This window comes from Dyadobacter sp. CY323 (assembly GCF_021390245.1).
Lineage (GTDB): Bacteria > Bacteroidota > Bacteroidia > Cytophagales > Spirosomataceae > Dyadobacter.
The window spans coordinates 154,432-179,314 of the sequence record NZ_JAJUXH010000012.1 but is presented as its reverse complement, the minus strand read 5'-3'; the positions used below and the strand labels follow the sequence as shown (position 1 = coordinate 179,314).

General features: G+C 49.3%; 14 protein-coding genes. 6 read left to right on the top strand and 8 right to left on the bottom strand.

Annotated features, from left to right (window positions below; all coding sequences use genetic code 11):
- Positions 1 to 74 precede the first annotated feature (74 nt).
- From LZG72_RS18505 to LZG72_RS18495, 3 genes are read left to right on the top strand one after another with little or no spacing between them, the layout of a single operon-like run.
- Entirely contained in the window at positions 75 to 3,425 is a 3,351-nt protein-coding gene (locus LZG72_RS18505) for a TonB-dependent receptor (protein ID WP_233875832.1), read from the top strand.
- A complete protein-coding gene (locus LZG72_RS18500; protein WP_233875831.1) occupies positions 3,412 to 4,938 on the top strand; it encodes a RagB/SusD family nutrient uptake outer membrane protein in 1,527 nt (508 codons plus the stop codon). The genes LZG72_RS18505 and LZG72_RS18500 overlap by 14 nt, the downstream gene beginning before the upstream one ends.
- Before the next feature lie 18 nt (positions 4,939 to 4,956).
- Entirely contained in the window at positions 4,957 to 6,459 is a 1,503-nt protein-coding gene (locus LZG72_RS18495) for an arylsulfatase (RefSeq protein WP_233875830.1), read from the top strand.
- 10 nt (positions 6,460 to 6,469) lie between these two features.
- Here LZG72_RS18495 and LZG72_RS18490 read toward each other — a convergent pair whose 3' ends face one another.
- Complete coding sequence (locus LZG72_RS18490) at positions 6,470 to 8,851, bottom strand: beta-N-acetylhexosaminidase (protein ID WP_233875829.1); 2,382 nt, start codon at positions 8,849 to 8,851, stop codon at positions 6,470 to 6,472.
- Positions 8,852 to 9,234: 383 nt separating this feature from the next.
- Positions 9,235 to 10,686 (bottom strand): PLP-dependent aminotransferase family protein, encoded by a 1,452-nt coding sequence (locus LZG72_RS18485; RefSeq protein WP_233875828.1) that lies wholly within the window; start codon positions 10,684 to 10,686, stop codon positions 9,235 to 9,237.
- Positions 10,687 to 10,781: 95 nt separating this feature from the next.
- Here LZG72_RS18485 and LZG72_RS18480 point away from each other — a divergent pair, with 95 nt between their 5' ends.
- Together LZG72_RS18480 and LZG72_RS18475 are read left to right on the top strand one after the other, a co-directional pair.
- Positions 10,782 to 11,729, top strand: a complete 948-nt coding sequence (locus LZG72_RS18480) for a ketopantoate reductase family protein (RefSeq protein WP_233875827.1) — start codon at positions 10,782 to 10,784, stop codon at positions 11,727 to 11,729.
- 34 nt (positions 11,730 to 11,763) lie between these two features.
- Positions 11,764 to 12,318, top strand: a complete 555-nt coding sequence (locus LZG72_RS18475) for a DUF1572 domain-containing protein (protein WP_233875826.1) — start codon at positions 11,764 to 11,766, stop codon at positions 12,316 to 12,318.
- A gap of 12 nt (positions 12,319 to 12,330) precedes the next feature.
- Here the strand turns inward: LZG72_RS18475 and LZG72_RS18470 are convergent, their stop codons facing one another.
- Both LZG72_RS18470 and LZG72_RS18465 read right to left on the bottom strand, forming a co-directional pair.
- Entirely contained in the window at positions 12,331 to 13,086 is a 756-nt protein-coding gene (locus tag LZG72_RS18470) for a DUF2490 domain-containing protein (protein ID WP_233875825.1), read from the bottom strand.
- Positions 13,087 to 13,184: 98 nt separating this feature from the next.
- Complete coding sequence (locus LZG72_RS18465) at positions 13,185 to 14,030, bottom strand: chromate resistance protein ChrB domain-containing protein (protein WP_233875824.1); 846 nt, start codon at positions 14,028 to 14,030, stop codon at positions 13,185 to 13,187.
- 207 nt (positions 14,031 to 14,237) lie between these two features.
- Between LZG72_RS18465 and LZG72_RS18460 the strand changes: the two genes are divergently transcribed.
- Positions 14,238 to 16,391: an ATP-binding protein gene (locus LZG72_RS18460; RefSeq protein WP_233875823.1), complete on the top strand. Its 2,154-nt coding sequence runs from the start codon at positions 14,238 to 14,240 to the stop codon at positions 16,389 to 16,391.
- A 75-nt stretch (positions 16,392 to 16,466) separates the two neighbouring features.
- Here the strand turns inward: LZG72_RS18460 and LZG72_RS18455 are convergent, their stop codons facing one another.
- From LZG72_RS18455 to LZG72_RS18440, 4 genes are all read right to left on the bottom strand, one after another.
- A complete protein-coding gene (locus LZG72_RS18455; RefSeq protein ID WP_233875822.1) occupies positions 16,467 to 18,800 on the bottom strand; it encodes a serine aminopeptidase domain-containing protein in 2,334 nt (777 codons plus the stop codon).
- A 28-nt stretch (positions 18,801 to 18,828) separates the two neighbouring features.
- Positions 18,829 to 20,349 carry a RagB/SusD family nutrient uptake outer membrane protein gene (locus LZG72_RS18450; RefSeq protein ID WP_233875821.1) on the bottom strand — a complete coding sequence of 507 codons (1,521 nt, stop codon included), beginning with the start codon at positions 20,347 to 20,349 and terminating at the stop codon, positions 18,829 to 18,831.
- Between the two features lie 17 nt (positions 20,350 to 20,366).
- Positions 20,367 to 23,462 (bottom strand): TonB-dependent receptor, encoded by a 3,096-nt coding sequence (locus LZG72_RS18445; protein WP_233875820.1) that lies wholly within the window; start codon positions 23,460 to 23,462, stop codon positions 20,367 to 20,369.
- A gap of 249 nt (positions 23,463 to 23,711) precedes the next feature.
- Positions 23,712 to 24,872 (bottom strand): hypothetical protein, encoded by a 1,161-nt coding sequence (locus tag LZG72_RS18440; protein ID WP_233875818.1) that lies wholly within the window; start codon positions 24,870 to 24,872, stop codon positions 23,712 to 23,714.
- Between the last annotated feature and the right edge of the window lie 11 nt (positions 24,873 to 24,883).

Genomic DNA, 24,883 nt, shown 5'->3' with positions numbered 1-24,883 from the left:
TAGAATTCTCCGCTAAAATTCGCGCTTTGTCCGGCGGATTAAAACATTGATCACCCATACATAAAAAAGAAGTTATGCATATTTCTAAAATCGCCATCTGGCTCTATTTACTGGCATTTACGCAGATCGTTAATGCAACGGAAAAGCAGGAGCTTTTACCGGTGAAAATTTCGCTTAACCTGCGGAAGGCCACCCTGGTAGAGGTACTGAAAAAAATCGAGAAGCAAACCGATTACACATTTGTTTACAATTATGACGATGTGGTCAGGGAAAAAAACGTCTCGGTAAATCTGAAAAACCAGTCTCTCGAAAAAGCCCTCAAGGATATCCTTGACAGCCACGGATTCGTGTTTCGTTTGTCCGGAAAATCCATTGTGATAAAACGGGAGAAACAAAAAGAAGGTGCAACCAAGGAGACTTCCGAACTGACGCCGGCGCAAGAAAGTAGCATTGCCGTCGTGAAGGCGGTTACGGGGAAAGTAACCGACGAAAAGGGAGAGGCTTTACCCGGTGTGAACATCAGCGTAAAAGGTACTACCCGGGGAGCAGTTTCGGGGAGTCGCGGCGAGTTTAAGTTGCAGGCGGAGCAATCGGAGTTACTCATATTCTCGTTCATCGGCTATAAAAGCCAGGAAGTTGTTGTAGGAAATCAAACGGATCTGTCGATCAGACTTCAGCCCGATCAAACGCAGCTTGAGGAAGTGGTGATCGGGTACGGCAAAGAAAGAAAGGTCAACCTGAAAGGCTCCATTTCAACCGTCAGCGCGGAATTCCTGGAAAACCGGCCGTTGACCAACTCGTCTCAGGCATTGCAGGGTGTTACCGGAGCCTATGTGAACCAGGCGGGTGGCCAGCCGGGAAAAGATCTGGCAACGATCCGGATCAGGGGAGTGGGTACGCTGAACGATAATAACCCGCTTGTTCTGGTGAACGGCATTGAGTACAGTCTCAATGATGTGAACCCATCGGACATTGAAAATATTTCCGTTCTGAAAGATGCTGCGTCAGCGTCGATATATGGAAGCAGGGCCGCAAACGGTGTTATCCTGATCACTACGAAGTCGGGCAAAAAAGGCAAGCCGCAGCTTGAATATAACAATTACTTTGGCTGGCAGAAGGCCACTTATCTGCCCGACGTCGTCACTAATTCGGTGGACTGGATGATTTCCAGGAACCAGGCCGGCATTAACGAGGGACAGCCCGCGGTTTTCACTGAAAAAGACATTGAGGAGTTCAGAACAGGTACCGACCGCGATTTGTACCCGAACACCGACTGGTTCGATATCATGTTCAGAGTGGCCCCGTCTCAGGAACACAATGTCCGTCTTTCGGGTGGGAGCGACCACATCACGTATTCATTTTCATTAGGTCACCTGAGTCAGGAAGGTATCCTTATAGCCACGAATGCAAAGAAATATTCCCTGAATACGAATCTCGGTTTCAAGATTACGGACAGACTGAATGCGGGAGCAAACATTTCGGCTACGTACTGGAACAGACACGAACCTGCTGAAGGCGCGGAAACACTCGTGGGTAACGTGACGAGGGCTTTACCCATTTATCCTAATATTCTTGCCGATGGTCGTTACGGCGATTCCAGGTTCATTACTCCGGGACACAACGTGTTCCGGCATCCGTATGCGAAGGCGGTGGAAGGCGGGCTGGATACGAAGAACCAGCGCGCTTTGGTGAATGTATTTGCCGAGTATAATTTCCCCTTTAACATCAAATACAAGGTCAACGTTGCCGCAAATAAGTACGATGAAATGGTGTCCCGTTTCATACCCGAAGTATATCTTTATGACCCTAAGGCTCCCAACGTTCCCAAGGTTCTCCGGTTTGACCCGGCACAGAGAAGTGCAACCCGTTACGACAATAATAACCTGAACACCAGCTTCTTTCAGACATTAGCCTGGAATAAAGACCTGGGTGCCCGCCATCACCTGAATGCCCTGCTCGGGTTCAGTCGCGAGTCGTTCGAGATCGCAGGTTTTAATGCGTACGTGGAAGGATTTCTCGGGAATCAGCTGACGGAACTGAACGTGGGAACCATTAACAAAAATGTTGGCGGAACATCCTCTCAGTCCAGGCTGATGTCCTATTTCGGGCGGGCAGACTATAATTATTCGGACAAATACCTGCTGGAATTCAACTTCCGCTACGATGGCTCCTCCCGTTTTGCAAGTGGGAACCGCTGGGGATTTTTTCCGTCTGTTTCCGGTGCGTGGAGGGCCAGCGAGGAGGATTTCCTGAAAAACATAGAAGCTTTGCGCAATCTTAAAGTGCGGGCATCCTGGGGTAAGCTGGGTAATCAGAGTGTGCCTTTGTATAGTTATTCCAATTCCATTAACCTGGAACAGGGAGCAAGTTTCAACAATACCCTCGTGGCCGGGGCAGCGGTGACCACGCTTGCGGATCAGCGGATTTCCTGGGAAACGACGACGATCAAAAACATAGGGCTGGACCTGGCTTTCTGGAACAACAAGCTGGGAATTGTCGCGGATATTTTTGATAAGTCCACAACCGACATTCTGGCGCGCATTAACGTTCCCGCGCAGGTTGGAAATCTTACCGGACCTATTACCAACCTTTATAACATGTCTAATAAAGGTCTGGAACTCACTGCGACACATGCAAATTATGTAGGTCAGGTTAATTACAATGTAGGTGCGGGGATCGCTTTTATAAAAAACAAAGTGAGTTTCCTCAATGGCGATGTGCAGTACAGCGGCGATCAGAGCCTGTATATCATCAAGGAAGGTTATCCGGTTAATGCCTACTATTTGTACGAGGCGCAGGGGATTTTCAAAACCGCCGAGGAGGTGAAGAACCATGCTTTTCAGGGAAAGACAACAGCTCCGGGAGATATCATTTATCGTGACCTGAATGGAGACGATGTGATAGACAGCGACGACCGTATGATCACGGGACGCACCGTTCCCAAGTTTACTTACAGCTTTAATTTTGGCGTGAATTACAAGGGGTTCGATCTCGGTGCATTTTTTCAGGGAGTACAGGGTATTGATATGTATCCGAAAGGAAATCTTGCTTTCCCCAATTTTAATGGTGCCGGGATCACCAAAGACGTATGGGCCAACAGCTGGACGGAAGAAAATCCCAATGCCCGTTATCCCCGCCTGGGCGAACCCAAGCGTGGGAGTGGCGCTAATTATAAAAACTCAACTTTCTGGCTGCGGGACGGATCTTTTCTGAGGCTGAAAAACATTCAGATCAGCTACAATATACCCTCCAAGGTTCTGAGTGCGATAAAATTGCAAAAAGTGAAGGTGTTTGCAAATGCACAGAATGCGCTGACTTTCTCCAAATATAAATTAAGCGACCCGGAACGGAATACTACCCGGGAAGATCTGGCTGAATATCCGTCAGTCAAAACCTTCACCGTGGGCGTGAATGTCACTTTCTAATATCAATAATCATCTGAAACGAATGAAGATCAATAGTATAAAACTGGCGCTGCTGAGCATTCTGACGCTGTCTTCCTGCTCGGACAGCTTCCTCGATACGGTTCCGACGGACACCTACAACGAAGAAAACTTCTGGAAAACGGAAGCCCACGTGGTCTCGGCGATTAATGGATGTTATGCCGTGACCCGGGGATATAAGGATTACAAACTCAACCTGGACAACATCTCTCCCAATTCCTACAACCAAAGCGGGCAGATACAGCTGGCCGAGGGAAAGCACGATGCGGGTAATGACGACTGGTTCAACAGCATCTGGAAGTTGAATTATCAGGGAGTCGGAAGGGTCAATAACCTGCTGGCGAATATCGAACCCGTGAATATGGATGCCGCATTGAAAAAGCGCATCACCGGAGAAGCGCTTTTTCTGCGTGCGTTGTTTTATTTTGACCTTGCCAATTATTTCGGAGGGGTACCCTTGATACTCGATGGCCCGAGCCTGGAAGAGCAGGGTAAGCTTCCCAGAAACAAGCAGTCGGAAGTGCTTTCTCAGATACTGACCGACCTTACGAACGCAGCTGCGGCTCTTCCGGTATCGTACAGTGGGGCTGACAAAGGACGGGCGACCAGAGGTGCGGCGCTGGCATTGAAAGCCAGGGTACTGCTTCATGAGAGCAGATGGGCGGAAGCTGCGCAGTCTGCCAAAGAAGTAATGCAGCTCAATTATTCCCTGTTTGCCGATTACCGCCAATTGTTCATGATCGCCAACGAGGGAAATCCCGAGGTGATTTTCGATGTCCAGTTTGCGGCGCCTGATTATGTGCACGGCTGGAACCTCACGCTCGATCTGCAATTGAATGTGGCCCCACTTCCCGATCTGGTGAATAGTTACCTGATGAAAGACGGGCTTCCAAGCGATACATCCCCGCTCTTTAATGCAGCCAAACCTTACGAAAACAGAGACCCGAGGCTGCTGAAAACGATAGCGATGCCAGGTTACCAGTTCAAAGGCGTTACCGTTTCCGATACCAAATATTACAGCACGGGATTTGGCTATAAGAAATACACGACTTACGAGGATGATACAAAATATGCTTCCGATGTAACAAATTCGGCCTTGAACTTCATTGTCCTGCGGTATGCCGACGTCTTGCTGATGTACGCCGAGGCGCAGAATGAGGCCGTGGGTGCAGAAGCATCCGTTTATGAAGCCCTAAATAAGATCAGAAAACGTGCCGGAATGCCGGACGTAACGCCTGGCTTGTCAAAGGATGATTTACGAAAAGTAATCCGACTGGAAAGACGCATCGAGCTCGCGGGTGAAGGTCTTTATTACGACGATATCCGCAGATGGAAAACGGCAGAGGTGGTGATGAACACGAAGGCTTACAACAGCAAAGGAACAGTGATCCAGACGCGGTCATTTAACAGGGACAGGGACTATTTGTGGCCGCTGCATTCGATAGTGATTGAACAGAACCCTGCATTGGAGCAAAATCCGGGTTATTCCAAATAAACATTTACGATACCAAAAATGAAAAAAACGATAATTGCCATATTCGCACTTTTTTGCACCCTCTCAGGCGCAGTAGCTCAGAAAAGCGGAAAGAAATCTCCCAATATCATCTACATTCTGAGTGATGATCTGAACTGGGGAGATACCGGGCCTTTCGGACAAAAATTGATCAGGACTCCCAACATTGACAGACTGGCGAGGGAGGGGATGAAATTCACTCAGGCCTATGCGGGCAATGCGGTGTGCGCGCCCTCGCGTTCCTGCCTGATGCAGGGCAAGCATCCGGGTCATGCACGCGTACGGGATAACGGTTACAAAGCATACAGAGAGTCGTTGCGCCCGGGGGATTTCACCGTTGCCCACCTGTTGCAGAACGCAGGATACAAAACGGGTTTATTCGGTAAATGGGGGTTGAGTGTAAATAACCAGCCGGGCCTGCCCAATGACATGGGTTTCGATGAATTTTATGGTTATCTGAACCAGCAGCATGCCCATACCTACTATCCTGAATTTCTCTACCACAATAAAGAAAAGGTATATTTTCCAGGGAACCAGGAGCATTATAAACTTGAAAACTATTCGAAGCCAAGTCCGTATGACGCCGATGGAAAAGTGCATCCACTGGGGATGAAAGATCCGTCGCAGGCTAAATATTCCTTTGATGTGTATGCCGAAAAGTCACTGGAATTTGTGAAAAAAAATAAGGACGCTCCTTTCTTTTTATACCTGGCTTACACGCTTCCACATGGACAGTTGATCGTGCCCGAGCTTGGTGAGTACAAGGATAAAGATTGGCCGATCCAGCATAAGGAATGGGCGGCAATGGTAACGCGCATGGATACCGAAGTCGGGAAATTGCTTGCCCTTTTAAAAGAACTTGGTCTGGATGAAAACACAGTTATCCTTTTTTCCAGCGACAACGGTAACCCGAGTGGTTATGAAAAAAGGTATGTAACCGATAAAAAAACGCCAAGCATCAGCCAGTTTTTCAATTTGAGTTCGCCGACACGGGGCGGAAAGGGCAATACGTACGATGGTGCATTTCACGTGCCGGCGCTGGCACGCTGGACAAAGCACATTGCACCAGGCCAGGTGAGTGATCATGTCTGGGCGTTTTGGGATTTTCTGCCGACCGCTGCCGAAATTGCAGGTGTGACACCGCCTTCCGATATCGACGGAATATCATTCCTGCCAACATTATTGGGCAAGAAAGATCAGAAACAACATGAGTTTCTCTACTGGGAATTCGACCAGGATCAGGCATTGAGATATGGAAAATGGTATGTTCATAAATCCAATGGAGGAGAAATTGAACTCTATGACCTCGTAGCGGATCCCCAGCAGTCCAAAAACCAGAGTCAGCTGCATCCGGATATCATCAAACGGGCGACTGAGATCTTTAAGAAGGAACATACACCCAGTGACGTGTGGCCAAGCCCGGGAGAACAACCCGAAGCTTTTGAAAAAAGGCTCAAAAAAGGAAATATCCACGCGCGTGAAAGTAATGTGAGCTTGTATTAAATGATGGCCGTTAGTGATACCTCTGCCAGTCAAGTTGTTTATCCACCAAGGGTAACTGGTGTGACTGCGCATAATCATTCCGTACCTTTTTTACATCGTTCCACCACTTTTCAAGTGGATAATGCAATTCTCTGTAAATAAGATAACTAAGATCAATGGTACGAATCGGCTGGTGGTCTTTGATATCGTCTGCCTGATGAAGGAATGTGCGCCCGTTGGCCTTTTCAACCAGCGGATGCCATTCTTTTAACCAGGTCTTCGTGACCATTGCGAGCGTACTGTCGCGTTGTTGTTTTAGGTTACTAACCATCTCCATGGCAGCATCCAGTTGCCTGACAGCCAGCGCGGGATTGGCAGCAGCAGCCGATGAAGCTTCCTGCAGCCGATCGGTAATCTGGTTCAACGACACCAGCATCCGGAGATTTTGTCCGCAGATCGCCGCTACGGATTCCAGCACTTCCAGGTTGTAGAGCTGAGTTCCAGCACGCGATTTGTTGTCCCGGAGCAGTTTCAGCACTTCTTCATGGCCGGCAAGCATCGTCTGCGCCGTTGAAAAGCGCTCTGCGTTCACAGGGTAAGTGTTTTTGCCGATTGCAAGAGTACCGGGATTTGGCACCGGTGGCAGAGGCAATGTCTGGTCTTTTGCCGGTTGCGGCTGGGCGAAGATACCATCCGAGTTTCCTTTGATCGGTGTCCGCCAGGGTGAGGCGATCCAATCCCAACTCGTGGTATGGAACTCCGCCTGTACACTGAGAATGCGGTAAACCCGATCCATATCCCTTTGTGAAGGCCCGTAAAAAGATGTCATAAACCGGGCGGTGGCATCCGCGGAGGTCAGGTTTTGGTTATTCCATCCGGCGGCCGTGCCCGTGGCATATCCCAGCCAGAATGTTTCGGGATGCAATCCCGCATCGGCCCAGCCGGCGATCACCACGCCCATGAAGGAAGAAAGCTTTTGGTTGAAGGCAGTACCAATTTCCTTCATCATGTCCGCTACACGGCCCGACGAGCGATCACTTCCATCTTCCATGATCGCGGTTTTCGTATGCAGCGGGTAATAATTGGGAAAAACAGGCTCCGCGCCCTGAGTGGCTGTATAAACAAACTGCCTTATTCCATGGTCTTTATAATCCGAAGCACTGGCCTTGCTATAAACGCCATTGACCAGGTGTGACGGCAGGAATTTGATATCCTCTTTTGTCAATGGGAATTCACCCCAGAACAGAACCGTGCGGCCTTGTTCATGCAGCCTGTCCGCTAGTTTTTTTATGAACCAGGCCAATAATCGTCCATTTCCGCCGAGGCTATCCGCCATTGGTTTCTCCGACGGCGCTTTACCGGTGTAATAGGCTTCGTCATTCGAAAGAAGAATGTACTTGCTACCCTTGCTGGCGTTGATGAGTTCGCTGAACATGGCATCGAGCAGCTCAAATGCGGCGGGGTTGGTAACCGAAAACTGGTAGTTGATGTCGTCGAGCAGCCGCAGCTTGCGGTACTCCGGGTGTTTTAGGATAAACGATACGTGTGCGGGTGCATCGAGAAATGGTACGAGGTCGACATAGTGTGCTTTTGCAAAATCCGTCAGTTCCTGGTACTCCTGGGCCGACATGGCGTAGGGTTCAACAATGGCGGGGGCCGATTTATAGTGGAAATGACCTTCCAGTTTTATTGAAAAAGCATTGATCTTATACGTGGAGGCCTGACGGATAATTCTCTTCAATGCGCTTAGTTTCTCCAAATGGTGGGCATCGTCCCAGTAAATCATCCTGACTTCCACGCTGGGCCAGTCCGTAATGTCACCTTCCGGAAGCTGGTTTTTAATGGCCTGCGTTCTAACCAACTGCAAAAAGGTTTGAATTCCGTAGTACAAACCCTGTGTAGCATTGGCAGTAATGGTAATAGTTCCGGGCTTTAAACTCAGGCGGTATGCCTGGCGTGCAAGCGCGGTCCGGTTCGTATCGACGCTGGCTCCAATGGCGACAGATCCCTTCTTGACGACCAGCCGAATGGCCGGGGAACCACCCGAGGAACCGCGGGTTACAATGGAGAGTGGAAGACCGGCTTCTTTTAATCCCTGCAGCAGGCTCATGAGTGCCTGACCTTTGGCGAGTGCCGGATCCGCCATAATTTTCCAGTTTTTACCGATCGTAAACATTTTCCCGGTCAGTTCCATCTGCTGCGGAAGTGGCAGCAAGCCGGAACCAGCCCTGGTTGGAGCGGGTAATTGCTGCGATGGCGTGACCTGTGCATTAGCCGGGGACGGAATGTAAAAGCAACAAACCAAAAGGACGAGCCGGCCGGTTAAAATGATACTTTGTTCAACCAGGTCTCGAAAGTTTGGTCTTTCAACGGTGATCCTGAGAATCTTGTGAAAAGTTGTACTTGTGTTCAAGGCGCAGAAGTTTCCAGCTATAAGCTGCAGTTAAAAATGAAGAACCGGTAAACGAAGATAAATCCAGGAAAAGCTTGTTGCGGTACAACTGTTTCGGCTGACAATTGTTCTTGATGTACTTAAAAGAAAGGTTTAAAATGCTTTTTACTTTCGTTTTGTAATTTTTAATTTATACGCCTTCTCACGACGAAATGGGAAACAGGAGATCGCCGACAATGCGATTCAAAATAAGGATCCATTCAAAAAAAGGGAAGAGGAGATTTGGGCGAGGCCGACAGAATCGCTTTCTATTGGGAAATTCAGTTTCTGGGAAGGTATGGACGGTTATGTAGACATACTGAGTGAAGGTTCAGTAGGTCAGGTCATTGCTGACGCGATTATTTTCAGGAAAGTGAACGAATAAGCTGGTTAGCCAATTCGCCGAGCGTTTTTAACTGTGATTCTGTTTGATCATTCCACAATAAGCCGTAGTTGAGCCGCATGCAGCTTTGATACTGATCTTGCAGCGTGAATATCTTGCCCGGAGCAAAACTGATGTTCCGGGCAAGTGCTTTTTCATAGAGGTCGATGGTATCGACATTCGCCGGCAGCTCGACCCACAAAACGAAACCACCCTGCGGCCGGCTGGCTTTTGTTCCTTCCGGAAAATAGTCGGCAATTGCCCTCGAATACCGGAGCATATTGCCATGCAAGGTGTGGCGGAGCTTGCGAAGGTGGCTCTCATAACGTCCCGTTTCGAGAAAGCCGCCAATCGTTTCCTGCGTGATGGAAGTACCCGAAATGCTGTGATAAAGCTTCATTCGCAATACATGCTCCTTGAACCTGCCCGGTGCCACCCAGCCAACGCGGTAGCCCGGCGCGAGTGTTTTGGATACCGAGCTGCACCAGAGCACGATCCCGCTCCGATCGTAGGTTTTGCAGGATTTTGGCCGGTTTTGTCCAAAGTATACATCGCCGCTGATGTCATTTTCGATCAATGGAACATTATACTTTTCTGCCAGCTGCACGGCTGCTTTTTTGTTTTCGTCGGACATGCAGCTTCCCAGCGGGTTGTTGAAGTTGCTGATCAGCAGACTGGCTTTCACTTTTCCGTTTTTCAAAGCATCCTCAAACGCATTCAGGTCCACGCCGGACTCCGGGTGCGTGGGGAGTTCCAGTACTTTCAAACCCAGGGCCTCGGCCAGTTGCAGCATCCCAAACGATACCGGACTTTCCATAGCGACCGTATCGCCTTTTTCAGTTACCGACATCAAACAATACGAAAGTGCGTTGAGGCAGCCGCCGGTAGTGATAATGTCGTGGTGGCTGAGGCTGCATTCCATGTGAAATGCCCAGCGTGCTATTTGCCGCCGCAACCTTTCGTTCCCCTCTGCTTTGTCGTAAGCCACGCCGCTGCCTTTCAACTCGCGGGTTGCCGATAGTAAACCTTTGTTCAGCTTGGCAATGGGTAAAAGCTCGTTGGCAGGCGTGGCCAGCGCGAGCGGCAAGTGCCCGGTTTGCCCGAGATTATCATATACTTTACTCACCAGCAGCTCGCTGATGCCAAAATTTGCAATCGTTGACGGACTGCTAATATCAGGCACCTGGGGAATTCTGGTGCCTGAATACTTGACATAATAGCCGGATTGGGGCCGGGTTTCGATCAGCATCTTACTTTCAAGATGGTAATAGGCGCTCAGGGCCGTGTTCTGGCTGACTCCATATTCGCTGCAAACAGTCCGCAACGACGGAAGCTTGTCCCCGGCGCGCAACGTATTGTCCAGGATCTGCTGCTCGATCATATCCGCAATCCTGAGATATACAAATTTGCCTTTGTCCGGATCTTCTTTTTTCATACTTTAAAACTGCTACTGTCAAAAATAGCAAAACTGCATCTGCTATCGGAGTTTCTTTTTGGTCAAATTTGCCGTTGTCAGTCCATACTAGCATTATGCATTCAAATTCAGACCATATCTACATCATCGGATCAGGCGCGATCGGGAAGGCGCTGGCGGTTTTTCTGAGATTATCCGGACGAAAGGCCACGATCATCAGAGGCAGTGTAAACGACGATAGCCGGAAAATCGGGCACCTGCGCGTGCAGATGCCGGACGAAACCGTGCACGAGGCCGAGGTTACCGTTTCTACCTTAAATGCATTTCCTGCGCTGAACGGCATTATTGTTCTTGCCAATAAATCGTTTGGGAATGAGCAGCTGGCGGTTGCATTAAAAAACAAAACCGGCAGTTCACCCATTGTGTTACTCCAAAATGGGCTGGGAGTGGAGAGGCCATTCTTTGAGAACGGATTTCCTGAAATTTATCGCTGCGTGTTATTTGTTACCAGCCAGATCATTGACGAAACCACCGTCCGTTTCAAACCGGTGGCCGCTTGCCCCGTCGGCATTGAGCGTGGTAATACCGACGGTTTGCAGCACATCGTGAGGCAATTGAACACGCCGCAACTTATCTTTAAAAGCAAAGCGTACATTCAGCATACGATCTGGAGAAAGGCGATCGTCAATTGCGTTTTCAATTCGGTTTGCCCGCTGCTGGAAGCAGATAATGGCATTTTTCACAGGAACGAGTCGGCGCTGCACATGGCCCGTCGGGTGATTGCGGAATGCATCTCCATTGCAAATGCAAAAGGGATTTTACTCACAATACATGAAGTGGAAGAAAGTCTTTTACAGATTAGCCGCTCGTCCGACGGACAACTTATTTCCACCTTGCAGGACATCCGTGCAGGCAGAAAAACGGAGATAGACACTCTGAATTTTGAAATCGCGAGAATGGCCCGGGAGCTCGGCTTAATGAATGAAGTGCAGGAAACAAGGCTGCTGGGAGAACTTACCCGGTTGAAAGCAGAGATCAATCTGAAGAAATTGATTGTATCTTGAAAAGAGAAATTTGGCGACACAAAATTTTGACCTCATGAATTCAACCTATTTACCCAGTGCGATCAAACAGTTTGAGTACTACAAAATGCTTGGCGAAAAGGCCATTGCGCAATTGCCCGACGAGGCGCTATTCTGGCAATACAATGAAGAGAGTAACAGCATATCATTGATCGTGAATCACATAGCCGGGAACATGCTCTCGCGTTTCACCGATTTCCTGACGACCGATGGCGAAAAACCCTGGCGAAACCGTGACGCGGAATTCGACGATCGTTTTACCAGTCGCGCCGAAATCATGGAGCACTGGAACAAAGGCTGGGAATGTCTGCTCACGACATTGCGAAACCTGAGTAACGAGCAGTTGGAAGCCGTGGTCTACATCCGAAATGACGGGCACACGGTGATGGAAGCCATCAACCGGCAGCTCGCACATTATCCTTACCACATCGGGCAAATGGTTTACATTGCAAAAATGGTTGCCAACGATAAATGGCAAAGCCTTTCAATCCCGAAAAACAAATCAGGCGACTACAACAGCCGGAAGTTCCATCAGGAAAAATCGAGACGGCATTTTACCGATGACCTTTGATTGAGGGAAACCCTACTTTTTGGACCTGATATCCAGATTATGGAACACAAAAACCCTTAACACATTGTTGCTGTTGAAATGGTTTCCGGAAGGCAGCTGCTGGAACTGGTTCATGTAACCGACCTGCAGATTCAGGCCTTTTGTAAACTGGTAGCCTAATCCGACGAAAAGGCGGTTTTGGTCAAATAAATTGTAAGTGATCTGTTTGCCTGCATTGATATGGATTTCATCATTGAATGCGAAGAATAATGTATTGGGTTCAATGAAATCCCGGTTCAAAGGCACCATCAGGTTCAATAAATACCGGAAACGGAAGTTGAAATTGTACCCGTCCTGCAATGCATCATTGGCGATCTTGTGGTTAAAGCGCTCCTCGACCCTGATCCACTGCTGGGTTTGCAGGCGTTTTTGGCGGCTTGTCCAAAGTACCTGCTGCCAAAGCCTGTTTTCAGGCCGGACGGTGTGCAGGCCGGCGGCAGGATAGCTGCGGGCGTATGCATACCCGGCGGTAAACCTGAGATGGTCATTGGCATAATAAGTAATCCCTGGCCGGATGATCTGCGTAGACCACCGATCCAGAAAATCAGTCCGACGCGCGTGCAAGTCCAGCCAGATGCCCCATTTATCAGAAATCCTGGTCTGGTTGAAATACCCCAGCCACACGCCACTTTGTTTATTAACCTGTTTTTGGCCCAGGGATGGAAGTGAAAAAAGGACAAACAGCATTAAAATAACGCGCTTCATAAAATCAGGTAATAAAGTGTTCATAGATAAGTTTAATGCGAAAGCCAGCTGCTTTTACCGCCACAATACTAGCAGCCTCAAAACCCAAATGATAGAATGAAAATGACGGATTTGTACGGGGATTACTTTTTGGGTAAATTTTTTCGGAAATCTGATGGATTTTGCCCCGTATGTGCCTTAAAAATCCTGTTAAAGTGGCTTTGATCTGAAAACCCGGTCAGGTAAGCGATCTCTGACAGCGTATGGTCAGGATTTGCCAGCAGGTCCATGGCCTTTTCGATGCGCAGCTTCCGGATATATTCACCGAACGACAGATTGCTGAAATACTTGGAAAACTCCCGGGATACATAAGACGGATGGATCTGCAAACCCTCCGAAATTTCTTTCAGGCTCAGACTAAGGTTGGTATCGATCTGGTCCTGTATAATTTCTTTCAGCTCTTTCGCCCACTTCGGGGTTTTCAGGTTCTCGGTTTTTTGTTTATCCAGATACGTATTAAAAACCGCCAGTAACAGCTTTTCCGTAGGATTTTGTGTGTGCTTCTGCTTTTGAAGGTGTTTTGCCCAGCTATAAAGTGCATCGTAAATGAGCATACCTTTTTCAAGCAGCTCCTGGTCGTCTGTAGTGTTGTAGGCGAGTCCGGCGGAGATCGCCCACAGCCCCGACGACTGAGCGGCCAGTGAATGGTCATCGGTATCTGCCCCGCGGATGATCACGGCCATATCTTTTAAAGCCGGATCTTCCAGTTCATATTTTTCCAGAAAAAAATCAAACGTACAGCGGTCTTCGTAATGCGTGAATTCCGTGTCCGGAATGTCAAAAGGAGTAGCATCCAGTTCGGGCGCCTTGGCTTTCACCTCAGTAAATGGGACAAAAAAAATCTGTGCTTCGGGGTCTATAAACCTTCTGATCAGCCATGGGCAGGCCAGCCGGTCAATTTTAGGGCGTTCACGCGTAATCCAATTCATTTTATACTATTCATAAGTGGTTGTGATTCAAAGATAGTGTATGAGCGGAAATGACCTCGGCGCTCCGACTATTTATAGAAAGTTCTTCTGATGTTTTATGAAAAATTGAGGAAAAACCTGAAACGGTATGACATTGTTATGATAGATAATTAAGTTTACGGTCAGGCACAATCACGAGCCGCACGCCGTGAAGCTCAGGACCCTCCCATGAAAAATTCTTCCCCGATAGCTTCCCGCAGGACCTTTGTATGGACAGCACTTCTGATCGTACTGCTGGTATCTTTCACGTTTCTCACACTGCTTAATAAATCGAAATCGGATGCCATAAAGAATAATATCCAGGCGCTGCAGATCGAAAATAACAGCTATCACAAGCTCGACACCTGTATCGCGATCCTTTACGCGGCTGAAAACAACAGCCGGCTGTTCGTGGTCACACTGGATTCGGCATACCTGCGGCTTTATCAAAGCCAGCTCGGGGCCGTCAATACTACATTAAACAAATTTGAAATTGAAAAGAATGGCCGCGCCAGCCTGCTTTCCAATCTGATCGCCAGCAAGCAGCAGAAGAATGAAGAACTGGTCAGGCTCAGGATGATGGTTGACAGCCTTGTTTCTTTCTCGTTTCAAACCGCCGAAGCAAAGCCTGCCACTCCGCGAAAAGCAACCCGCAAGGTCAAAGTGATCAGCGAGTCGAGCAAAAAGGACACGCTCGCCGTTTTTGCCGGCAAGCAGAAAAGAAAGCTGGTAAAACGGATCATTGATGCAATACGGGATAAAGACACACTCGAAAAAGCGGTTTTGAGTGCCAGCAGCAGCTCCGTCCATTCCAGCGATTCGGCATTCGTGCCTGTACCGCTTGCCATGCCGACAAACCATTCCGTCTTTGAAAGTGCCCGCAGGGATTTGAGCGCCACGGAACAGGAACTATTGGCCATTAACAGCCGCATCTTTTCCAATTTGCAGCATGCATTGATCCAGCTAAAAAAGAATGAGGAAAGCCAGGCACAAGCGTTGAGGACAGCTCTGCTGACGACCACATCCTCCAAATTCGAGGAGATAAGCTTACTGATCTGGGGCAGTGTGCTGCTGGTCGCTTTGCTGGCCGCGATGATCATCTGGAACCTAGTAAAGCTCTACAAAAAAGACGTTACCATCATTCGTCATGCCCGGATGACAGCCATTACCACCAAAAGAAAAGGGGATATGATGGCCCACATGACTCACGAGATCCGCACACCGCTGAACTCGATCATAGGGTTTTCGCAGCTCATGGATTCAAGCGAACTCGATGAAGATCTGAGGGCCAATGTGAATGCGATCAAAAGCGCATCCAAAATACTGCTGACGCTCGTGAACGAGATCCTTGATTTTTCAAAGCTCGAAACCGGAAAGATCAAATTGCACAACAAGCCATTTAACATCACCGCGCTGATAGACGATGCTGTTTCCATGCTCTCGATACTGGCCGATGAGAAAAAGATAACGTTGTCTTACCACGTCGAATCGGACCCTGAAAAATGGCCCAGCGGCGACGAGCTGCGGATCAAGCAGGTACTGATCAATTTATTGACCAATGCGATCAAGTTTACGCCTATCGGCGGTACCGTCCTGGTGACTGCACAGTTCAAAACTACGGGTCACCAAAAAGGGTTACTTGAAATAAAGGTGAAGGATACCGGGGTCGGCATTGAAAGCAAATACCTGAATTCCATTTTTGAAGATTATGTCCAGGTTGAAAGTGATGACAACCGTACCGTTCAGGTGGGGACCGGTTTGGGACTCGCTATCTGCAAGCGGATTGTCGACCTTTACAAAGGCCGGATCAAGGTAGAAAGTGTACTTGGAAAAGGATCGGAGTTCACGATCACTTTACCCATGACGATTATCACCAACTCGCCCGGGCAGTCAGCCGACAATGCGCTGGATGCAGCGCCGACTCCCGATACCACTGCGGCCCCGCCGACAATACCCGAACCGATCCTGAATGGCAGAAAGGTGTTGGTAGTGGACGATACCAAAATTAATTTATTGTTGATCAGCAAAATCCTGGATAAGCTCGGTGCCACCTATGATCTTACCAACGATGGGCAAAAAGCGATCGATCTATACAATGAGAATTCCTATGATCTGGTAATTACCGACATTCATATGCCCGTTATGGATGGTGTCGAGCTCACAAAGCGCATCCGAACGCATGCAGAACCAAAGAAAGCCCGGGTCCCGATAATCGGATTCACCGGAAGTGTCGAAGAAGAGAGGGTGACTTATTATAAACAGGTAGGAATAGATGAAATTATCCCTAAACCTGTTGAATTGCATTACTTTTCGACTGTTTTGAAACGACTTTCTTTCGATTAGAAAGTAAATTGCCAGATAAGCGCATGCGGTTTCACAGCAGCATCGTCTTATTCTTCCATGCAGATAGTTCTCAGTTTAACGGGTTGTCTGTTTAAAAAAATCGGCAATCTGCACGGACATTTCCGGGGTGATCCTGTTGATTTCAAAAGGAAAGCTTGCCTTCACATTTTCTGCCGCATTACCCGATTCATAGGCCGAATTTACGCTTTTGATAACTTCGCGAACCGCTGCTGCGTGGCTGTACCTGTCAAGTGTTGGTGCTATCATTAACAGTGGTTTTGGGGCAATGCAGGAAATGATTTCAGCCATATCAATGGGCGTATCTTGTGGTTTTTCAGCATAAAAGCCTAGTTTGGGAATCAGTCCGTGCCACTGCGAGACGCTCCGGACTGACTCGTAAGTCGCATCCGACGAGCGCCAGGGAGAGAATGCAGCGACGGTTGCCAGGCCGGCTACCCTCGAATCCTGCGCAGCGGTGAGGATCGCTGCGAGGCCGCCCACAGTATTACCCAACAGAAAGATCTTATCAGAATCAATGTCCGGAAAAGTGTTTAATGCATCGATGCAGGCTTTTGTATCACTCACCATCTTGCCCATTTTCGACCATTCAGGAAAGCGCTTATAGAAGTATTTGGCTTCCTCCATTCTCGTCCCGAAACCAAACAGATCGAGTGCCATTACAGCAAATCCACGGTCTGTAAATGTTTGAAATAACTTGCTATTTCCCTGCCGGTCAGTGCTGTAACCGTGTGCGTAACCATGCGCGTAAGCATATTCATGCAGATAGATCACGACCGGGATCTTGCCGTTTTTAGGTACCTTTTTTTTGCCCGCTGAATCTGCCGGATAGTAAACCGTCGATGCTACGTGATCGCCCAGTGCGGTGTACGGTCCCAGGTGTTCGGCAATTGCGCCTTTCACCACCGGCCTGCCCGTGATCCGGTCGATCCAGTCGATCCGCGAAGACTCGGTTACCGCAACCTGATCGGGTTTAACGCCGGAAGGTTCTTCGCCTAAAAGCCAGCGGAGACTTTTTTGTATTTCGTTTTTCTGAGTTTGAGCCTGAGAACCTTTGAGTGAGGGATTCAGCTTAATCGGTTTCCGTTGTGCTGCCTGCGTAGCTTGTCCCGCGTGTGCCGTAGCCCATTCATCATATCGGAAATCAAATTGCAGCTCGGTGTGCCAGGGAATATTTTTCCGGCCAAACCGGGTGTCGAGAAAGTCAATGCACTTCGCCACATCTCTCGCTGCAACGGCATGCTCGCCCATGCGCGGCGCCATCGCAATATGCCCGGGTACGCCCAGGAATTGAAACACTTTCCGCGCCGAATGATAGCTCTGTTCGCTCGCCCAGGGGTTCAGCTGCTGCTCCACAACCGAATATTGGAACACCACGCTGCGGGGAGCGATGAGTGAAATCAGGAGATTTTGGTCAATGGGCAGCTTATCTTCCCTGCCAAAGAAAAACCGGAGACGCGGGTGAAACCAGTGGGCCGCATTAGAGGCAATGTCGTCAAGCGTCTGGTTTACATACTGCGGGTCGCTCATGCGAAACGGTGTAATCCCTCCAGTGCCGCAGCTGCTGGAAATAACGGCCGCGATCCGATCATCGAATGCCCCGGCCCAAAGCGCCTGCTTCCCATTGCGGGAGTGACCGGCGATCGCGATTTTGGCAGCATCGACTTCCTTTCGGGTAACCAGGTAATCGATCACGCGCGAGGCTCCCCAGGCGCGGCGCATTAAAGCAGTAAAATCATATTCCGGATAAAGCGTTTGATACGCCTGCGTGTCATCCTTCGAATCCGCGCCTGCATACACACAACCAATGTAACCTCGCTTCACAGCCAGCTGCGCCCAGTTTCTGTGTGTCCAGGGCGTCATATATACGGCAAATGGCCCTTTTCCCTCGGGGATCATCAGCTCGAAAGTCATTTTAGCCACATTGTTTTTACCAAAACTGATCTGCACCATTTCAATGCGGGTGCCGCCTTCAATTTTCTCGGAAAGAACCTGTACTTTAAAAGTTTTGGGTGCAGGCGGAATTTTGCCGGAAACCCAGTGCTGAAATTCCGATTTGATCCATTCCCGCCGGTCGTTCCATTCCGCAACGGTGCGAATGGGGTAGGGCTTTCCGTTTTTGACGGTAACCAGCGGTTCAGGCAGAAATGGGGCAGAAGGCATGCTGGAAAAATCCGGCGGCAGTTCGCCGGTGCGGTGCAGCCAGTCGAGCCAGGTGCTATCCTGAACGGTCACGCGGCGACTGATCGCGTGACGGTGATCCTTGGGCTCGTTGATTTTGAGGTTTTCCTGCAAATACTGCCGCCGCCTTTGCAGGTCGGGCTGGGCCGCTACCTGGCCGCCCAGCCAACCTGCTACCAGCAGACCAGCAAACATATATGTCCACTTCATGACAAAGAATTAAGATTTGACAGGCTGGTTAAAAAGAGTAATGCGGGTTTTGTTCAAGAGATTTGTTTTTATCCCACGCCTCTCTCGGAATTGGAAACAGGATCGGAACGGTCGAAAGCCAGGGTTTTTTATCAATCTCCAAAGTTGCAAAATTAGGTCTGTTGGCTTTGATAAACGAGATAAATCTTCCCCGGCGGTTGAGATCTGAAAACGCACCGACGGGCTCCCAAATGAATTCCATCCGCCGCTCATAGAAAATCGCATCGAGTACGGCGTCCTTCCCAAGCGTAGTGGCCTTGGCTTCCAGACCGGCCCGCACGCGGATCTTGTTCACAAGTTGCATGGCTTCGGCCGATTTGCCGGTTTCATTGAGGGCTTCTGCATAGTTCAGCAGCACTTCCGCGAAACGCAGCACCGGTGTGTTTACGCCCGAGTTGGTCGGTGCAGGGGCTTCCCAGTATTTTGTAACTATAAAACCGGTACGGGACCAGCCGGCAGGTACCTGCGCTGGCATTACGAAATCTTTGATATCCTGGTGCGCCTCGCCCGGACCGATGATCACATCCCAATACCGCTTGTCTCTGATCTTCCCGGCTGCATCTTTCTCGAATGCATCCACCCAGTGTTTTTGCGGCACGAAGTTACTCCACGCCGCGCTTCCCGTATAGACGGAAGGCGCCCCCCGCGGGGCAGTACGTTTTACCAGGCTATTGCCTTCCGCATCCACAGATGTCCGGAATTGTGTGGAGAACAGGATCTCCTTGTTGTTTTCATTGGTTTCACGGAACACGTCCCGGAATTTCGGGAGGAGGTCGTGGGAATTGGTTGCGATAATTTCCTCGCTGTATTTTACCGCATCCGCCCATTTTTGCTGCCATAATGCTGCCTTAACAAGGTAACCCAATGCCGCGGTGCGGGTAACCCGTCCCAAATTCGCTCCTGTCCAGCTGGCGGGAAGCGTGGCAGCTGCTTCTTTCAGATCGGATTCGATCAGTGCCCATACGTCTGCTGCCGGGGACCGCGGAATGTCCAGTTTTGAGGTTGCATTCAGTTCCTCTGTAACCAATGGAACGCCGCCCCAGTAACTTACGAGCCGATAGTAAAACAGACTTCTGAGGAACTTGGCCTGGGCAATTATACTGGCTTTTGCAGCCGGGTCGATGTTATCCATCGCAGATACTCGGCCGATGACAATATTGGCCCTGCCAATGCCCTGGTAGGCTCCCTGATAAACATCCCGCAAAATGGTATTGTTGGAAGGGAGGCTCAGCGAATGAAGTTCGATCCGGTTGGCGCTGCCGTCCATTTCGTACATATCACCGGCCATGGCCCATTCGATATCCGCCGCATCACGCACATTACTGAACGTTTCTTCGCGCTGTAAAATGGCGTAAATGCCGGTTAGCGAAGCCTGGGCGTCGGATTCTGAGACAAAAAAGTTGGCGTCGGTGAGAATATCCTTCGGGGTAAGGGTTAAGAATTTATCACCGCAGGATGCCATCGAAGCCACAATCAGAAACGTGCCGATGTATTTGATATATTTTTTCATGTTGTTCAGGATTAAGATTAAAAACCAAGGCTCACGCCGACCATAAATGTTCTCGGTTGCGGGTACACGCCATTATCCACCCCTGATTGCAATGGATCAATGCTGCCGATCTCAGGATCAAACCCGGAATATTTGGTGAATGTGAACAGGTTTTGCGCGCTCACATAAATACGGGCACTTTGGAATGCACGCGTTTTGGCGAGCAAATCCTGAGGGATCCTGTAACCCAGCGTGATGTTCCGGATCCGCATATAGTCTCCGTCTTCCACGTAGAATGAAGAACTGTTGGCGTAGTTTCCATTGGCATCGACATAGGCAAGACGTGGTATTTCGTTTTTTCCACTGCCGGGCGTCCACCGGTCCAGTACTTCCCGGGAACCGTTCACCACGCCCGAGCCGCCAAAATATTTGAGCGGATAAATCGCAAATTTATTTGAATGGAATACCTCGCTTCCTGAAATGCCCTGGAGCATGACATTTAAATCAAAGCCTTTGTAACCAAGATCCAGGTTCATTCCGTAGGTCAATGTAGGCCACGGACTGCCCAGGTTCACGCGGTCAGCATCGGTGAGCCGGTTATCCCCATTCACATCCCGGTACCGGAAATCCCCCGCTACCGCATTGGGTTGAAGCGTTTTGTTTACTTCGTCATTGGTTTGATAAATTCCTTCTACCACATAGCCCCGGAAATAGCCGATCGATTGACCAACCTGCGTGTAGGAAGGACTGATACTTGTAAAGTTGAGGGTAGGACCGGTAATCGGTTGTCCCACGCCGAGACTGAGCACTTCGTTTTTAAGCGTAGCCATGTTGGCGCTCACATCGTATGTAAATGCTCCGGCCTCACCGCGATAGCCGATCAGCAGCTCCACGCCGCTATTACGCACTTTTCCTCCATTGACGGAAGGAGCCGTTTGGAATCCGGCTTCGATGGAAACAGGAAGGCTCACGAGCATGTCTTTGGTGGTTTTGATATAATAATCCGCCGTCAGGTACAGCCGCTCATTAAGAAAATTACCATCGATCCCGAAGTTGGTTTGCTCGCTGGTTTCCCATTTCAGGTCGGGGTTGCCGGGGCGGGACATGGATGCACCGATTTCGAGCGCCTGGCCTGCGCCGAGTACGTAGTTATCGTTGACAGTCCCAAGCCGGATGCTGCTCAGATATCCGAAAGAACCGATGGCATCATTTCCAAGCCGGCCCCAGCTGGCGCGCAGTTTCAGTGAACTTACCGCGGAAATATCTTTCATGAATGTTTCCTCAGAAATGTTCCAGCCGGCCGATACGGAAGGGAAGTTACCCCATTTGTGGTTTGGGCCGAAGTTGGACGAACCGTCGCGACGAACGCTGGCAGAAAGCAGGTATCTGTCTTTGAAGGAGTAGTTGACGCGCGCCAGGTAGGAAGCCAGCGTATAGTCGGACCCGGTTCCGGTCGCTCGGCGTTCCGTATCCTTGCTTCCGTTCACCACCTGTAATTGTTCATTCTGAAAGTCACGTGCAGTCACGCCGATCCAGTTGACGGTATTTTTCTGGGCCGTTTGTCCTGCTACTGCCGAGACTTTGTGGCTGCCCAAGGAAACCGAATACGATAATGTATTTTCAAGAAGCCAGTTCAGGCCTTGCGAATATGTTTCGCCTAAAATGGCCTGCAAGTTGCGGTAATGCCCTCTTTCGGCCTTCGGCTCCCAGGTTCTCGCGCGGTTGTTATCCGTATCCAGCCCCACATTGGTTTTCCAGCGTAAACCCGGCAATATTTCATATTCCCCGAAAATATTACCGAACATCCGCATGTTTTTCAGCTGATTATCAATCGATTTTGCACGGAGCAATGGATTGTCTCCCTGCGTGGTATAATAGGCAGAGGAGCCATTTACCACATCGTTCGGGCCGAGTGTCGGGTAAAATTGCTGGGCAAGGTTAAAGATCCCGATCCGCATTTCCTGGTTTTGCTGACCTTTCGCGCGTGAGATTGCAAAGGCAAGTGAGCTTCCGAAACGGAGCTTGTCGTTCACTTTCAGGTCACCCGTAATGCGTCCGGTGAAACGTTTGTACCAGGTTTCTATTAATGTACCCGCCTGGTCGCGGTAGCCCAGCGACAATGCGCCTGAGATTTTCTTGCTGCCGCCGGAGATCCGGAGATCGTAATTCTGAACAGGCGCAGTCCGGAATACCTGGTTGATCCAGTTCGTGCCGGTCCCGAAAGAAGCCGGATTGGCCCATTCAGGATTCGGCGTCATGCCCGAATTGGTGTAAAGCTCATTCGCTAAGGTGGCAAATTCGGTTGCATTCAGGAAATCAGGTTTTCTCCATAACTGCTGCATGCCGGTGTAAGCATCCAGGTTAATGCGCGTGGAACCATCCTTACCTCTTTTAGTTGTGATCAAAATTACGCCATTCGCCGCGCGGGCACCGTAAATGGACGCGGCAGCAGCGTCTTTCAGCACTTCGATCGATTCGATGTCATTGGGGTTCACGATCGAAAGTCCGTCGATGCGATCGGAACTTCCGGAAATACCCATGCCGCCGCCGCCCAGCGGAAAACCGTCAACGACATATAAAGGCTGGTTGCCCCCGGTAGTCCCCACACCCCGTATTCGGACAGATGCAGCCCCGCCGGGCGCTCCGCTGGTTTGGTTAATAAAAACCCCCGGGATTTTTCCCTGGAGCGAACTGGTAAAACTGTTGGTAGGCACTTTCTGGATTTCATCGGCTTTAATGGAAGTCACCGCTCCGGTGAGCTCGCTGCGCTTCTGTGTTCCGTAGCCCACAACAACCAGCTCGTCGAGCATCGTCTGGCTTGCGCTGAGCATTACCTCGATTTCCGATCTGGTACCGACTATAAGTTCTTTTTTCTCATATCCGATGAACGATACGACGATGATCTCGTCACCGGCCAGCTGGATTTTCAATTTTCCATCCACATCCGTTGCTCCGCCCCGGGTAGTGCCTTTGATCGCAACATTCACGCCTGGCAGCGTCGTTTTAGAAGTACTGTCGTATACTGTAATCTGAACATTCCGAAGGTCCTGGGCAATGGCCTGGACCTCAGCGAACATACAAAGCGTGACGGTCAGTAACGCTGCCGTGGTCTTGTAGAAGAGTTTGAAAAGCATATGTTAAGGTTTAAGGTTACCAATTGTCAAAAAACAATTGAAGTTCGGTTACGTACCCGGTGTTATACAGGCAATTAAAGTTTAACATGTGTTTTGGTGAATAGATAAGCTATTAAAATTAACGGGTACGTACCCGAAAAGTAGGAATAATATGTTTGCGACACAAAATATTCGCTATTATTTCCCCGATTTGTTCTTCTGCCAAACGATCCATGTTAGAACTGACCGTATTCGAATTTCAAAAGTACCTCAGTTATCCAGGCCGTTTTTCGCCTCATACTGCCGCACCAGTTCTTCCACCCGTGGATTTTTATTTTCAAGTTTCTTCAAGAAATCGAATGATTTGCGGGCAATGAAACGGTTTTCACTACCCATTAGATTGGCGATCACCCGCGTGGTTTCAGCATTGTTATTCCCGGGATTTTTAAATAATTCGAGCGTATTTACAAATAAAGTACCCTGGCTGGTTTGCAGCTCATTCGTCAATGCCGTTTTAAATGCAGCATTCAGTTTTGATACCTGCCTGCATTTAGTGACGATACTATTCTTTAAATTGTAATTCCCGGTTTTGAATTTTGCCAGAAGCAAAAGCTGCAAAGAATCGGATGTGAATGCATTTGGATGAACCGAATTCAACGCTTGTTCCGAAAGGTGAAAATCACGGCTATCAACCAGTTCAATGATCTTTTTTGGGATTCTTGAAGCATTCTCAAATCGGCCGTTGACCTGATCGAGCGCCCAGACCTTGTCGCTACGATCGGGGCTATTTAAAATTTTCAGAACCAGATCTTCATTTAAATGGGTCTTTGTCAGCCTGATCACTTCCGTTTGAGTTGTTCCATAGAGAATATGCCACATCTTATAAGTGGTATACACAGCCCCCTCCACCACATAGCTCAACACATCTTTGGAAGTGGCGGAGCTGACCCCGTCGACACCGGCCTTTTCCTGGTTCCCTCCGGGTGCAAGGTCCTCATAGGTAAAGCTGCGCAATGGCGAATTTTCGTCAGACAGAATCTGATGCAGCCGGGCATATTCCTCCGCTTTAAAAGGTTCATGCTCCGCTTTGCTGAGGTATTCGCCTTTCGGAACCTCATAGCCCAGATACCGTCCTGTAATATTCCAGTAGAGCCTAATAGCCAGCAGCCTGCATTTATTATCAAAACAAACGCTGGTCCGGATGTTGCGAAAATAACTTACCGGATAACCTTCCGCCGACCTGACTTCGAAAAGCGTATCGGCAACGTCGTCATCGTCAAATTTTAAAATGTGTGAAACCGTTTTTTCTCCGGGAAGTGAAACCGTCGGAATGTTGAAATAGCGGATCGGTCCTGTATCAAGCCATGCAGCTGTAATAGTAAAACCGGTAAACAGCATTCCGGACAAAATCAGCCTCCCAAGTTCTATCATGCCCGGTTACA

What these genes read in the sequence shown, in the direction of transcription:
- LZG72_RS18505 (WP_233875832.1), top strand. Translation starts at nt 75, where the DNA reads ATGCATATTTCTAAAATCGCCATCTGGCTCTATTTACTGGCATTTACG.
- LZG72_RS18500 (WP_233875831.1), top strand. Translation starts at nt 3,412, where the DNA reads ATGTCACTTTCTAATATCAATAATCATCTGAAACGAATGAAGATCAAT.
- LZG72_RS18495 (WP_233875830.1), top strand. Translation starts at nt 4,957, where the DNA reads ATGAAAAAAACGATAATTGCCATATTCGCACTTTTTTGCACCCTCTCA.
- LZG72_RS18485 (WP_233875828.1), bottom strand. Translation starts at nt 10,686, where the DNA reads ATGAAAAAAGAAGATCCGGACAAAGGCAAATTTGTATATCTCAGGATT.
- LZG72_RS18480 (WP_233875827.1), top strand. Translation starts at nt 10,782, where the DNA reads ATGCATTCAAATTCAGACCATATCTACATCATCGGATCAGGCGCGATC.
- LZG72_RS18475 (WP_233875826.1), top strand. Translation starts at nt 11,764, where the DNA reads ATGAATTCAACCTATTTACCCAGTGCGATCAAACAGTTTGAGTACTAC.
- LZG72_RS18470 (WP_233875825.1), bottom strand. Translation starts at nt 13,086, where the DNA reads ATGAACACTTTATTACCTGATTTTATGAAGCGCGTTATTTTAATGCTG.
- LZG72_RS18465 (WP_233875824.1), bottom strand. Translation starts at nt 14,030, where the DNA reads ATGAATTGGATTACGCGTGAACGCCCTAAAATTGACCGGCTGGCCTGC.
- LZG72_RS18460 (WP_233875823.1), top strand. Translation starts at nt 14,238, where the DNA reads ATGAAAAATTCTTCCCCGATAGCTTCCCGCAGGACCTTTGTATGGACA.
- LZG72_RS18455 (WP_233875822.1), bottom strand. Translation starts at nt 18,800, where the DNA reads ATGAAGTGGACATATATGTTTGCTGGTCTGCTGGTAGCAGGTTGGCTG.
- LZG72_RS18450 (WP_233875821.1), bottom strand. Translation starts at nt 20,349, where the DNA reads ATGAAAAAATATATCAAATACATCGGCACGTTTCTGATTGTGGCTTCG.
- LZG72_RS18445 (WP_233875820.1), bottom strand. Translation starts at nt 23,462, where the DNA reads ATGCTTTTCAAACTCTTCTACAAGACCACGGCAGCGTTACTGACCGTC.
- LZG72_RS18440 (WP_233875818.1), bottom strand. Translation starts at nt 24,872, where the DNA reads ATGATAGAACTTGGGAGGCTGATTTTGTCCGGAATGCTGTTTACCGGT.